Origin of the sequence: Rhizobium sp. NFACC06-2 (genome assembly GCF_900101425.1) — a bacterium.
Lineage (GTDB): Bacteria > Pseudomonadota > Alphaproteobacteria > Rhizobiales > Rhizobiaceae > Agrobacterium > Agrobacterium leguminum.
Window position 1 is genome coordinate 199,078 of sequence record NZ_FMVA01000003.1, and the last position, 12,878, is coordinate 211,955.

General features: G+C 60.1%; 11 protein-coding genes. 10 read left to right on the top strand and 1 reads right to left on the bottom strand.

Annotation, left to right across the window (positions count from 1 at the left end; genetic code table 11):
- Positions 1–144 precede the first annotated feature (144 nt).
- The 10 genes from F3H58_RS07810 to F3H58_RS07855 all read left to right on the top strand — a co-directional run bounded on the left by F3H58_RS07810 (position 145) and on the right by F3H58_RS07855 (position 11,827).
- Positions 145–1,089: an ABC transporter permease gene (locus tag F3H58_RS07810; protein ID WP_149741804.1), complete on the top strand. Its 945-nt coding sequence runs from the start codon at positions 145–147 to the stop codon at positions 1,087–1,089.
- The gene (locus F3H58_RS07815; protein ID WP_035221040.1) at positions 1,086–1,904 is read left to right on the top strand and encodes an ABC transporter permease; all 819 of its coding nucleotides are present in this window, start codon (positions 1,086–1,088) and stop codon (positions 1,902–1,904) included. The genes F3H58_RS07810 and F3H58_RS07815 overlap by 4 nt, the downstream gene beginning before the upstream one ends.
- Complete coding sequence (locus tag F3H58_RS07820; protein WP_149741805.1) at positions 1,901–3,535, top strand: ABC transporter ATP-binding protein; 1,635 nt, start codon at positions 1,901–1,903, stop codon at positions 3,533–3,535. Before F3H58_RS07815 ends, F3H58_RS07820 begins: the two co-directional genes overlap by 4 nt.
- A gap of 13 nt (positions 3,536–3,548) precedes the next feature.
- Positions 3,549–4,391 carry a serine hydrolase gene (locus F3H58_RS07825; RefSeq protein ID WP_188128818.1) on the top strand — a complete coding sequence of 281 codons (843 nt, stop codon included), beginning with the start codon at positions 3,549–3,551 and terminating at the stop codon, positions 4,389–4,391.
- A 29-nt stretch (positions 4,392–4,420) separates the two neighbouring features.
- Positions 4,421–5,965 (top strand): ABC transporter substrate-binding protein, encoded by a 1,545-nt coding sequence (locus tag F3H58_RS07830; RefSeq protein WP_188128819.1) that lies wholly within the window; start codon positions 4,421–4,423, stop codon positions 5,963–5,965.
- A gap of 126 nt (positions 5,966–6,091) precedes the next feature.
- Complete coding sequence (locus tag F3H58_RS07835; RefSeq protein WP_149741808.1) at positions 6,092–7,534, top strand: M20 family metallopeptidase; 1,443 nt, start codon at positions 6,092–6,094, stop codon at positions 7,532–7,534.
- A gap of 99 nt (positions 7,535–7,633) precedes the next feature.
- The gene (locus F3H58_RS27165; protein WP_188128820.1) at positions 7,634–7,771 is read left to right on the top strand and encodes a hypothetical protein; all 138 of its coding nucleotides are present in this window, start codon (positions 7,634–7,636) and stop codon (positions 7,769–7,771) included.
- 280 nt (positions 7,772–8,051) lie between these two features.
- Positions 8,052–8,981: a sugar ABC transporter substrate-binding protein gene (locus F3H58_RS07845; RefSeq protein ID WP_003524584.1), complete on the top strand. Its 930-nt coding sequence runs from the start codon at positions 8,052–8,054 to the stop codon at positions 8,979–8,981.
- A 240-nt stretch (positions 8,982–9,221) separates the two neighbouring features.
- Positions 9,222–10,763 (top strand): sugar ABC transporter ATP-binding protein, encoded by a 1,542-nt coding sequence (locus tag F3H58_RS07850; RefSeq protein WP_080857299.1) that lies wholly within the window; start codon positions 9,222–9,224, stop codon positions 10,761–10,763.
- Between the two features lie 32 nt (positions 10,764–10,795).
- Positions 10,796–11,827 carry an ABC transporter permease gene (locus F3H58_RS07855; RefSeq protein WP_003524582.1) on the top strand — a complete coding sequence of 344 codons (1,032 nt, stop codon included), beginning with the start codon at positions 10,796–10,798 and terminating at the stop codon, positions 11,825–11,827.
- An 80-nt stretch (positions 11,828–11,907) separates the two neighbouring features.
- Here F3H58_RS07855 and F3H58_RS07860 read toward each other — a convergent pair whose 3' ends face one another.
- On the bottom strand, positions 11,908–12,663 hold the full coding sequence (locus F3H58_RS07860; RefSeq protein WP_149741809.1) for a gamma-glutamyl-gamma-aminobutyrate hydrolase family protein: 756 nt from the start codon (positions 12,661–12,663) through the stop codon (positions 11,908–11,910).
- Between the last annotated feature and the right edge of the window lie 215 nt (positions 12,664–12,878).

Below are 12,878 nucleotides of genomic sequence, written 5' to 3' on the forward strand. Positions count from 1 at the left end.
TCAGGATGAAACGCGCCGTCATTCTGCATAGATATATGACGTTTATGCATAATATTGCGCCTTATTTATCAATCCGTCATAGTCACCAGCAACGAAACCGATAGAGGCGGGATACCATTCCCCGCCATCAATCGTGGGGAACCGATGATAAGATTCATACTGAGCCGTCTTTTGATGGCGCTGCCGACGATCGCATTCGTGTCGATTACGGTCTTTGCGCTCATCCGCTTCATTCCGGGCGATCCGGCTGCCCTGATGCTGGGCGACATGGCGCAACCGGAGCAGATCGAGGCGATGAGGACCGAACTCGGCCTCGACAAATCCATGCCGCAACAGTTCCTCATCTGGGCCGGCAATGTGGTGCAGGGCGATTTCGGCCGCTCCATTGTCAATGATGAGGCGGTGCTGCCGCTGGTCGTGTCGCGTTTTCTCGTCAGCGCCGAGATCGTTGTGGTCGCGGTGCTGCTCGCCAGCTTGATTGCGGTTCCGGCCGGTGTGATCGCCGCCTGGAAACAGAACAGCCTCACTGATCTTGCGCTGGTGGGAACGGCGACCCTGCTTCTGTCCATTCCGACATTCTGGCTGGGTCTTCTGCTTCTTCTGTTTTTCGGCCTCAAGCTCGGCTGGTTGCCGGTGCTGGGATATGTGTCGATCAGCGACAATTTCGTCGGTGGCATACTCTATCTAGTCCTGCCCGTCATGACACTGGTGATCCATGAAATGGGCGTTCTGATCCGCATGGCGCGTGCCTCCACGCTGGAAGTGCTGCGGCTGGATTACATCACCCATGCCCGCGCCAAGGGCCTTTCGGAAAGCGCCGTTCTCTGGCGGCACGCCTTCAAGAACGCTTTCGGCCCGACCTGGACGATGATCGGCCTCATCCTCGGCAATCTTCTCGGCGGTATCGCCGTCATCGAGACGGTATTCACCATTCCCGGCCTCGGGCGGCTGATGGTCGACAGTATTTTCGCCCGCGATTACCCCGTCATTCAGGGCTGCCTGCTGTTCGTCTCGCTGTCCTATGTGCTGGTCAACCTGTTCGTCGACCTTCTTTATCCCCTCTTCGATCCGCGTGTGGTTGCCGAATGAAAAAGTTCACACTTAACGGGCTTATTGGCGGCTTTCTCATCGCCCTCCTGCTCATCACCGCCGCAACCGGTCTGTTCTGGACCCCTTATGACCCGATGAAGCTCGGCTTTGCCTCGCGTCTGGCCGGCCCAAGCGCCAGTCATCTTCTCGGCACCGACGAATTCGGGCGCGATGTTTTGAGCCGTCTGATGGTCGGCGCGCGCGCCAGTGTCTGGATCGGCTTCCTGACGGTCAGCTTCGCGACGATCTGCGGCACGCTGATCGGCCTTGTCAGCGGTTATGCGCGTGGCTGGGTGGATGGCGTCATCATGGCCATCAACAATGCGCTTCTTGCCTTTCCGGGCATTCTGCTGGCGCTCGGCCTGCTCGCGGTTTTCGGCGCCAACCAGTATGGCATCATCTTCGCGCTCGGCATCGCCTATACGCCATCCATGGCCCGCGTGGTGCGCGGTGCCGTGCTTTCCCTGCGTGAGCGGGAATTCATCGAGGCGTCGCTGGTGATGGGCAATGGTGAAATCTACACCATGTTCCGCCATATCCTGCCCAATTGCATTGCGCCGATCACGGTTCTTGCCACCTCCATGTTCGGCTGGGCCATCTTGTCGGAAAGCGCGCTCTCCTTCCTAGGCCTCGGCGTGCCGCCGCCGGCGCCCACCTGGGGCAACATGCTGGCCGCCGGCCGTCCCTTCATCCAGCAGGCCGTCTGGCTCGGGCTTTTCCCCGGTCTGTGCATCGCACTGACGCTGCTTGGCATCAATCTTCTGGGCGATGCCCTTCGCGACAGGCTTGACCCGCGCATGAGAGGTCTCAAATGACGGACAACACACTTCTCACCGTTCGCGGCCTTTCGCTCGAAGTCGCCAGAACCGGCCACGGGGTGGTCAAGGATGTTTCCTTCGATATTGCCGCGGGCGAAATCTTCGGCATCGTCGGCGAAAGCGGCTCAGGCAAGACGCTCGCAACCCGCGCGCTCATCTCGCTTCTGCCTCCGGCTATCGCCGTCACCGGCGGGTCGATCGTCTACAAGGGGCAGGATGTCATGTCCCTGCCGGTGAAGGAGCTACGGCGTCTGCGCGGCGCGGAGATCGGCGTCGTGTTTCAGGAGCCGATGACCTCCCTAAACCCATCGATGACGATTGGCCGGCAGCTGGAGGAGGGGCTGATCCTTCATACCAAATTGTCGCCCGAAGAGCGCCGCGAGAAAATTCTCGACATGCTGCGCCGGGTGGGCATCCGCGATCCCGAAGGCGCGCTGACGGCCTATCCGCACGAGTTTTCCGGCGGCATGCGCCAGCGCATCATGCTGGCCTCGGTCATGCTGCTGAAACCCGCTTTGCTGATCGCCGATGAGCCGACGACGGCGCTGGACGCGGTCATCCAGCGCGATGTCATGGAGCTGATGGTGGAGCTGACGCGGGCGGAAGGCACCGCCGTTCTCCTCATCAGCCACGACCTGCCGATGGTGGCACGTTATACCAGCCGTATCGTGGTGATGGAAAAAGGCGCGATTGTCGAACAGGGCCGCACCGAGGACCTGCTGGATGCGCCGCAGCACCCCTATACGAAAAAACTGCTTTCCTCCCTGCCATTCCGCGGCGAGCCACGCAATATCGACACCTCCAAGGCGCCAATGGTTTCGGCCCGCGATATCGTTGTGGATTATGCCGGCCGCAAATCTCTGCTGAAGAAGGCCAAACCGAAGCGGGCGCTGCATGGCGTCAGCATCGACATTCATGAGGGCGAGGTCGTGGCGCTCGTTGGCGGTTCCGGTTCCGGCAAGACGACGCTCGGCCGCACCATCGCCGGGCTGGTGCAGGAGAGCGAAGGGCATATCCGCTTTCAGGGCCGCGAGCGCAACGAGGACTGGAAGGATTACCGCCTGAATTGCCAGATGGTGTTTCAGGATCCCTATTCCTCGCTCGATCCGCGCATGACCATTCTGGCGCTGGTGGAAGAGGCGCTGCGCCTCGTTCCCGGTCTCGATCAGGCCGCCAAGCGCAAGCGGGCGCTGGAAACGCTGGAGGAAGTGGGGCTCGGCGCCGACTTTGCCGCTCGCTATCCGCACGAGCTTTCCGGCGGCCAGCGCCAGCGCGTGGCGATTGCCCGCGCCATTGCCCGCCGTCCGCGGTTCCTGATCGCCGACGAGCCGGTCTCGGCGCTCGACGTGACAGTGCGGGCGCAGGTGCTCGATCTCTTTTCCGATCTGCAGAAACGTTACGGCTTTTCCTGCCTGTTCATCAGCCACGATCTCGGCGTGGTCGAGCAGGTGGCCGACCGTGTCGTCGTCATGCAGGACGGCCGCATCATAGAAGAGGGTGACCGCGACACGATTTTCGACAGTCCGAGAGAGGCCTACACACGCCGGCTCCTCTCGGCCATTCCCGCCCTCGACCAGAATGAAAAGGGCGGCGTGACACTGAAGTGGCGTCTGGAAGATGAAGTTTAACAGGAAGATGACTATGACCGTGGCTGCCCAACTGAATGCGATCTGCGATGCACAGCCTTTCGTGACGCGCTTCATGGTGCGCAATCTCCTGACCGGTGAAGAGATCGGCCGGGGAGAAAACGAGGAGACGCCATCGGGCAGCACCCGCAAGACGTCGATCATGATGGCCGTGCTCAAGGCCGCCAGCGAAGGGCGGATCGATCTCAACCAGCCCGTTACCTATGAAAAGCGGCTGGCGGAAGAGGTTGCGAGCGGCATGTTCCGTTATATGACGCCAGGCATCGTCATTTCGCTACGCGATGCCGTCGCTGGCATGATGGTGCTGAGCGACAATGTCTGCACCAAGATGGTACTGGAGAGGCTGACGCTGGAAGAGGTGGACGGCTATTGCAAATCGCTCGGCATGGCCAATACCCACCACCGTTTCCTCATCCCGCCGCTGGCGCTAGCGGCCGACCATCCGCTGAAAACCGTCACCACCACCTCGGCGGCGGATCAGGTGCTTCTGCTGCAGACCATTCTCGATGCGCAATCGTCGCCGGATGCGCAGGCAAAGCTCGGTTGCAGCCCGCAATTGTGCGAATGGGCCATGCAGACGCTGAAGAACCAGATTTTGCGGTATGGAATCCGCTCTCGCCTGCCCTTCGAGGCTGTGGTGGCCAGCAAGAGCGGTCGCGGCAAGCGCGGGCGCATGGATGCCGGCATCGTCTACAGAAACGGCGCGCCGTCCTTCATCATCACCACTTATACCGACGAGGTGCCGCAGGTGATGCCTGACGGTACGCCGGGATACACCATCGCGCTCGAAACGATCGGCCGGCTGGCACAGGCCTGCTGGGACGGCTTTCACCAATGACAATCAATGACAACAAAGAGGGTAGAACAGTGAAAAAACTTCTTCTCGCAGGCGTTGCCCTGCTGGTAACGGCCAATATCGCGGCGGCCCGCGATATCACCATTGCGCAGAGCTCTGATCTGCGCAGCAACAATCCGGGCGTCAACCGCGACGGCAATACGGATGGCGTGATCCTGCACATCGTCGAGGGTCTCGTCGGTTACAACAATGCCGGCGAGGTGAAGCCGCTTCTCGCCGAGAGTGTCGAGGTCGCGCCTGACGGCCTGACCTATACGTTCAAGCTGCGCAAGGACGTGAAATTCCACAATGGTAAGCCGCTCACCGCAGAGGATGTCGTCTGGAACTGGACGCGCTACCTGAAGCCGGAAACCAAATGGGCATGCCTCAACGATTTTGCGGAGGGCGGGGCCGCTCACGTCACGGGCGTCAAGGCCACGGATGCATCCGCGGTCGAGATTACCCTCGAAAAACCCTCCGCCGTTTTCCTTGGCCTGATGTCGCGGCCGGAATGCGGTTATACCGGCATGATCTCGCCGGAATCGGTTGCTGCCGATGGCAGTTTCGCCAAGCCCATCGGCACCGGGCCGTTCCAGTGGGACGAGTGGAAGAAAGGAGAATATATCCGCCTCGCCAAATTTGCCGATTATGTTTCGCCGGCAAATGACGGCAAGCCGGACGGCATGGTCGGCTCCAAGCGGCCGCTCGCCGACGGTATCAAATTTATGGTCATTCCCGATGCTTCGACGGTGAAGGCGGGCCTTGAATCCGGTGTGCTCGATACGGCCGAGATTTCTCCCGATCTCATTCCGGAATTCAAGACCAATGAGAAGATGCAGCTGATCGTTGCCCGCAACAACGGCAAGAACCTGTTCTACATCCAGACCCGCGACAAGGTGCTGAGCAATCCCGGCGTGCGCCGCGCCATGGCGATGGCGCTCGATCTCGATGAACTGGTCGCCGCCGCATCGAACGGCACGGGTGAAGCCAACGGCTCGATGGTCTCGCAGGACTCGGTTTATTATGACGAGGCCCAGAAAAAGCGCCCGGCCTATGATGTCGAGGCGGCGAAGAAGGAGCTGGAGGCCGCCGGTTACAATGGCGAGCCGATCTCCATCATCGCCAACAAGCGCGGCAACGTGCCGAGCTTCCCGGCCGCCGTCATGGCGCAGGCCATGATGCAGCAGGCGGGTCTCAACGTGCAGATCGAGGTGCTGGACTATGCCACGCAGGTGGATCGCCGCCGTTCCGGCAATTATCAGGTGATCTCTCAGTCGGTCGCCCCACGTCTCGACCCGGCGCTGATGTATGCCTTCTATGTCGGCAACAAGGACAAGAACGCTTCGCTGATGTGGGACGATCCGAAGGCGATAGAGCTGATGAAGGCGGCTTATGTCGAAGCCGACCAGACGAAGCGCCAGAAGATTTTCGATGAGTTCCACGAACTGATGCTGAAGGAAATGCCGGGTATCTTCCTTTACGACATGGTCGATGTCTGGGGCGCGACGAAGAAGCTGAAGGGCCAGCCGGTCTGGCAGTCGAACGCCCGTCTCTGGGAAGTCTCGGTCGACAACTAATCCACTATGCCCGCGCCGGAAGCGGACCCCGGCGCGGGCTTTCCATTATGAGGCGCAGAAATTTGGCGGTGCATCCGCCGAAGCGCTTGCGCGTGCCCGTAAAGGGCAAAAATGCGAGGACAAGGCATGAACCGTGACGCCGTGATGTCGATTGCCGCCGAAGTCGAGGCGATGAAGCCCGACTTCACCACCCTAAGCGACAGCATTTGGGATTTTGCCGAACTTAAATTTGAAGAACGGCAATCCGCTGGCGTTCTGGCCGCCGCGCTCGAGGAAAACGGCTTTGCGGTTCGCCGCGGCGTGGCAGGCATGGAAACGGCCTTCATCGGCGAATTCGGCAGCGGCAAGCCGGTCATCGCTTTTCTCGGTGAATTCGATGCGCTGGCCGGCATGAGCCAGGTGGCCGATGTGGCTGAGGTGCAGCCGCGTGAGGTGGGCGCCACCGGCCATGGCTGCGGCCACAACCTGCTTGGCGTCGGCTCATTGATGGCCGCTATTGCGCTCGCCCGGCATCTGAAGGACAATAATATGCCCGGCACCGTCCGTTATTACGGCTGCCCCGGCGAGGAGGGCGGTTCCGGTAAGACCTTCATGGTGCGTGCCGGCCTGTTTGACGATGTCGATGCTGCGCTGACTTGGCACCCGGCACCGTTCAACGGAGTACGCTCGACCAACAATCTGGCCGTGCTGGAATATTTTTACCGTTTCAAGGGTGTTGCGGCCCACGCTTCCAATGCAGCCCATCTCGGCCGCTCGGCGCTCGATGCCGTCGAACTCATGAATGTCGGCGTCAACTTCCTGCGCGAACACATGCCGCAGGATTGCCGCGTACATTATGCAATCACTGACACTGGCGGCAATGCGGCGAATGTGGTGCAGGCGAAGGCCGAAGTGCTCTATCTCATCCGAGCCCCGGAAATGCGCCAGGCGCTCGATCTTGCCGCGCGGGTGGACAAGGTGGCGCGAGGCGCGGCGATGATGACCGAAACAGAGGTGGAAATCGTCTTCGATACCGCCTCCACCAATCTCCTGCCCAACATCACGCTGGAAACGGCGATGCATGAAAACATGGTGGCGCTTGGCCCCATCGCCTTCGACGAGGCGGATATCGCGTTTGCCAAACGCATTCAGGACACTTTCACCGACGAGGCGATCAAAAGCAGCATTCGGCTCTACCAAATCAAGGGCGACGTCTTTTCCAACCGGAAGATCGATGGGTCGACACTCCTGCATCTCGGCCTGCGCGATTTCGAGGGCCAGTCGCATTTCCGGGCGGGTTCCACCGATGTCGGTGATGTCAGCTGGGTGACGCCAACCGCGCAGTGCTGGACGCCCGCCTGGGCAATCGGCACCAATCCGCATACCTGGCAGGTGGTGGCGCAGGGCAAAAGCCCCGCCGCCCACAAGGCCATGGCCCATGCCGCCAAAACACTCGCATCGACCGGCTTTGCGCTGATGACCTCGCCGGAACTGCTCGCCAACGCTAAAAGGGAGTGGCACGAAAAGACCGAGGGTGGCAAATATGTCTGCCCGATTCCCGCCGATGTCATGCCCGGTTCCCATCGATAGAACGTGGTGCACCAACACGCCCATTCTGCTGAACCCGTTTCCTTCTCGCGCATTTTCGCCGGTGGAATGGTGCCTCACATGGGCGCGCTAAGCGAAAAGATGAGACCCGCCGGTGGCTTTGCCAATGGCGGGGTCTGCGGGTCCGGCATTGAAAACGGACCTTCCGCCATATTCTTCGTGATCCTCGGTTTCGGCCCGCGCATCCATGATTTCAACGGCTTATCGATCCTCCCCTGACGAGTGGGGGTAACGTTGAAGAAGCTTCGGCGCAGTTCCGGGCGATCCGCCACGAAACTCCTTCCTCCTGAAATCCTGCCTCATCACCGCCTTGTGTGCCGCTTCGCCGCCTTGCCGTGAAGAAAGCATTGACGTTTGGACCAAAAATGGAATAAATATATCGAACAGACAGAAAATCGGTTTCATTATTCCGTTTTCTGGTTGTGAGGAGGTAGCGGCGGGCTCTCGGGTTCGCCTCCGGCTGGGAGAGGTGGCGCCGGACACCGAGGAGGAGAAAACAATGAAGAAATTTATCATCGGCGCAGCCATGTCTGTGCTTCTGGGCACGGCGGCGCATGCGGAGACCGTAGGTGTCTCGATGGCCCTGTTCGACGACAACTTCCTGACCGTGCTGCGCAACGGCATGCAGGATTATTCCAAGGAACTGAAGGGCGTGACCCTGCAGGTCGAGGACGCGCAGAACGACGTTGCCAAGCAGCAGAGCCAGATCCAGAATTTCATCGCGTCCAAGGTCGACGCGATCATCGTCAACCCGGTTGATACGGATGCGACGGCGGCCATGTCGAAGCTCGCCGCCGACGCCAAGATTCCGCTGGTTTACGTCAACCGCCAGCCGGTGAACGTCGATAGCCTGCCGGACGGCCAGGCATTCGTCGCCTCCGACGAGACGGTGGCCGGCACGCTTGAAGCGAAAGAAGTTTGCCGCCTTCTCGGTGGCAAGGGCAATGCGGTCATCATGATGGGTGAGCTTTCCAACCAGGCGGCACGCATGCGCACGCAGTCTGCCAAGGACGTTCTGAAGACCGACGAATGCAAGGGCATTTCGGTTGTTGAAGAGCAGACCGCGAACTGGCAGCGCACGCAGGGTTCCGACCTCGTGACCAACTGGCTTTCCAGCGGTATCGAATTCAATGCCGTCATCGCCAACAACGATGAAATGGCGATTGGCGCGATCCAGGCCCTGAAGGCCGCAGGCAAGGACATGAAAAGCTATGTCGTCGCCGGCGTTGACGCCACGCAGGACGCCCTTGCCGCGATGCAGGCGGGCGATCTGGATGTGACGGTGTTCCAGGATGCGGCAGGGCAGGGCAAGGGCGCTCTCGATGCTGCGCTGAAGCTCGTCAAGGGCGACAAGGTGGAGAAGAAGGTCTACATTCCTTTCCAGCTCGTCACGCCTGAAAACGTCAAGGACTACGTGGCCAAGAACTAACGGCCGCCTTCCGGCATCTGCGCCCGTTCAGATTGATATTGGAGGCAGATGCCGGTTTCCGACGGCGCCGAAAACAAGCTTCGGTGCGCGAGCGGATTACGATTGAATTTCAGTGAATTCAAAGTGTTGCAGCGCCTTCCATGTCGTGATCGACATGGCGCTGCAAGCCTCCCCGGAGGCAAGGGTGCGCCATCTGGCAAAGCCTGTTTCCGGTCATTTTTGTCTATTGTGGAGGATGAGATGGTCGTCAGTCCATCGACAATGGCCGCCGTGCGCGCCAGCGGAGCCGTGCCGAATGCTGAGTATCTTCTCGCGGCGGAAGGCATACGCAAGGAATTTCCCGGCGTCGTGGCGCTTGATGATGTGCAGTTCAAGCTGAAGCGCGGCACCGTGCATGCGCTGATGGGCGAGAATGGCGCCGGAAAATCGACGCTGATGAAGATCCTGGCCGGCATCTACCAGCCGGACAGTGGCGAAATCCGCCTGAAAGGCGCCGACATACGTCTCGATTCCCCGCTCGATGCGCTGGAAAACGGCATTGCCATGATCCATCAGGAACTGAACCTGATGGCTTATATGACGGTGGCGGAAAACATCTGGATACGCCGCGAGCCGAAGAACCGGCTGGGCCTCATCGACCATGGCGAAATGTATCGCCGCACCGAAACGCTGCTGGAAAGGCTTGGCATCGATCTTGATCCGGAAACCCGCGTCGGCGAGCTTTCGGTGGCAAGTCGCCAGATGGTCGAGATCGCCAAGGCGGTTTCCTATGATTCCGACGTTCTCATCATGGACGAGCCGACATCCGCACTGACGGAGCGCGAGGTCGAGCATCTCTTCCGCATCATCCGCGATCTCCGGGAACGCGGTATCGGTATCGTCTACATCACCCACAAGATGAACGAGCTGTTCGAGATCGCCGATGAGTTTTCGGTTTTCCGCGACGGCAAATATATCGGCACCCACGCCTCGACCGATGTAACGCGTGACGACATCATCCGCATGATGGTGGGCCGTGAAATCACCCAGATGTTCCCGAAGGAAGAGGTTCCGATCGGCGACGTGGTGCTTTCGGTCAAGAATCTCACGCTCGACGGCGTTTTCCACGACGTTTCCTTCGAGGTGCGCGCCGGTGAAATTCTCGGCGTTGCCGGCCTTGTCGGATCGGGCCGCTCCAATGTGGCGGAAACGGTGTTCGGTGTAACGCCCGCATCCTCGGGCACGATTGCAATCGACGGCAAGCCGGTTTCGATCGACAGCCCGACGAAGGCCATCAGTCACCGTATGGCGTTCCTGACGGAGGATCGCAAGGATACGGGATGCCTGCTGATCCTGAATATTCTGGAGAACATGCAGATCGCCGTCCTGCAGGACAAATATGTCGCCAATGGCTTCGTGCAGGAAAATGCGCTGTCTGATGCCTGCGAGGAGATGTGCCGCAAGCTCCGGGTCAAGACGCCGCATCTTTACGAGCGCATCGAGAACCTGTCTGGCGGCAACCAGCAAAAAGTGCTGATCGGCCGCTGGATGCTGACCAAGCCGCGGATTCTCATTCTGGATGAGCCGACACGCGGCATCGATGTCGGGGCCAAGGCGGAAATTCACAAGCTGGTTTGCGAGATGGCGCGCCAGGGCGTCGCCGTCATCATGATTTCCTCCGAAATGCCGGAGGTTCTGGGTATGAGCGACCGTGTCATGGTCATGCATGAAGGTCGGGTGACGGGCTTCCTTGATAGAAGTGAAGCCACGCAGGTTAAAGTGATGGATCTCGCATCGCGGTGAGGCGCGCCGGGATTTCTCGAGGAGGAATGACTATGAATACGAACGCCGCCGCCAACACAGAGCTGGACGCAAAATCCGGACGCAAGCCGCACCGGCGCATCCCGCCGGAGGCCAATATCTTTTTCGTGCTGATCGGCATCGCGCTGGTTTATGAAATTCTCGGCTGGATTTTCATCGGCCAGAGCTTCCTGATGAACCAGCAGCGCCTGACGATCATGATCCTGCAGGTTTCGGTGATCGGCATCATCGCGGTTGGTGTCACGCAGGTCATCATCACCGGTGGTATCGATCTCTCTTCCGGTTCCGTCGTCGGCCTGACGGCGATGCTGTCCGCCAGCGTGGCGCAATCGTCCACATGGCCGCGGGCGCTTTATCCGGGGTTGACCGATCTGCCCTTCTTCATACCGCTCGCCGTTGGCATATTGGCTGGCGCCCTTGCGGGCTTCATCAACGGGCAACTCATCGCTCGCACCAAAATTCCGCCCTTCATCGCAACGCTTGGCATGATGGTGACGGCGCGTGGCCTTTCCAAGTGGTATACGAAGGGTCAGCCGATCTCCGGTCTGACGGACGGTTTCAACTTCATCGGCACGGGCATCTGGCCGGTCGTGGTGTTCCTCGTCGTCGCCGTCATCTTCCACGTGGCGCTGCGTTACACCCGCTACGGCAAGTTCACCTATGCCATCGGCGCCAACCAGCAGGCGGCACGCGTGTCCGGTATCAATATCGAGGCGCATCTGATCAAGGTCTATGCCATTGCTGGCCTGCTCGCCGGTCTCGCCGGTGTTGTCACCGCCGCCCGTGCCCAGACGGCGCAGGCCGGCATGGGCGTGATGTATGAACTCGACGCCATCGCCGCAGCCGTTATTGGCGGCACATCGCTCGCCGGCGGTGCAGGCCGCATCACCGGAACGGTGATCGGCACCATCATCCTCGGTGTCATGACGTCGGGCTTCACCTTCCTCCGGGTGGACGCCTATTATCAGGAAATCGTCAAGGGCCTGATCATCGTGGCCGCGGTCGTTGCCGACGTCTACCGACAGAAGAAACGCGCAAAGCGCTAAATCCTCCTCCCAGACTTGGGGCAGGCCGTCAGGCTTGCCCCTTTTTTGTGTTCTTATGAGCCGGGGGGATTAGCTAAGGTTCATGCCTTGCTGTTTCGATAGTCGTGGACGGCCTTGCCGAAGGCCTCGAACAAAGCGCGCGACGGGGCGTCGGTCTCAGCCCAATATTCCGGATGCCATTGCACGCCGACGGCAAATCCCTTCGCGTCGATGACCGAAACGGCCTCGATGGTGCCGTCCGCCGCCGTCGCCTCCACCTGCAGGCGTGGAGCGGTCTCGGCGATTGCCTGCCGGTGCAGCGAATTGATCTGGATTTCGCCCGACATGCCAAGATGTTGTGCGATGCAGGAGCCTTCGCGCACATGCACCGGCTGGCGGATGGCGAAGGCCACGTCGCGGTCGTCATGTTCCGGCTTGCGGTGGTCCCATATGCCAGGCTGCTCCTGAATTTCGGACGCAAGCGTACCGCCCAGCGCGACGTTCAGCTCCTGAATGCCGCGGCAGATGGCCAGCATCGGGATGCCGCGTTCGATAGCGCGGCGAATGAGCGGCAGGCTGGTGGCGTCGCGGGCCTGATCGAACGGGCCGTCGCTTTCTTTCGCCTCTTTTCCGTAAAGGGAAGGATGCACATTGGTGGCGGAGCCGGACACGAGCAGGCCGTCCACCCGGTCGAGAATAGCGTCGACCTCGTTTCCGTCCTCGAAGGCCGGGACAATGAAGGACATGACACCAGCCACCTTCAGCGCGGCGGAAACATACTGGTTCTGCGCGGCGTGCCAGTCGGCACCGGTGAAATGCCGGATGTCGGCGGGAACGGCGATAATGGGTTTTGGCATGGTGGCTCCGGGACGAATATTCGAAATTTGTGCGACTGCCGGCTGGCCAAGTCAAGCATGCGTTTTGCGTTATGAGGATCCTTTATGCGCCTAAAGTATAAGGCGATGCCGGGATATTTCAGTTGAAAATAAAATACGAAGCAGAGTTTCCGAAAATTCCAGGAAAGGCCGGTTTTTCCGCGATTAATTCTTGGTGCGGGTGCTTGTCAGCCAGG

Bases quoted from the DNA above. Each gene is read 5' to 3' on its own strand.
- F3H58_RS07810 (WP_149741804.1), top strand. From the start codon at position 145: ATGATAAGATTCATACTGAGCCGTCTTTTGATGGCGCTGCCGACGATC.
- F3H58_RS07815 (WP_035221040.1), top strand. From the start codon at position 1,086: ATGAAAAAGTTCACACTTAACGGGCTTATTGGCGGCTTTCTCATCGCC.
- F3H58_RS07820 (WP_149741805.1), top strand. From the start codon at position 1,901: ATGACGGACAACACACTTCTCACCGTTCGCGGCCTTTCGCTCGAAGTC.
- F3H58_RS07825 (WP_188128818.1), top strand. From the start codon at position 3,549: ATGACCGTGGCTGCCCAACTGAATGCGATCTGCGATGCACAGCCTTTC.
- F3H58_RS07835 (WP_149741808.1), top strand. From the start codon at position 6,092: ATGAACCGTGACGCCGTGATGTCGATTGCCGCCGAAGTCGAGGCGATG.
- F3H58_RS27165 (WP_188128820.1), top strand. From the start codon at position 7,634: ATGAGACCCGCCGGTGGCTTTGCCAATGGCGGGGTCTGCGGGTCCGGC.
- F3H58_RS07845 (WP_003524584.1), top strand. From the start codon at position 8,052: ATGAAGAAATTTATCATCGGCGCAGCCATGTCTGTGCTTCTGGGCACG.
- F3H58_RS07850 (WP_080857299.1), top strand. From the start codon at position 9,222: ATGGTCGTCAGTCCATCGACAATGGCCGCCGTGCGCGCCAGCGGAGCC.
- F3H58_RS07855 (WP_003524582.1), top strand. From the start codon at position 10,796: ATGAATACGAACGCCGCCGCCAACACAGAGCTGGACGCAAAATCCGGA.
- F3H58_RS07860 (WP_149741809.1), bottom strand. From the start codon at position 12,663: ATGCCAAAACCCATTATCGCCGTTCCCGCCGACATCCGGCATTTCACC.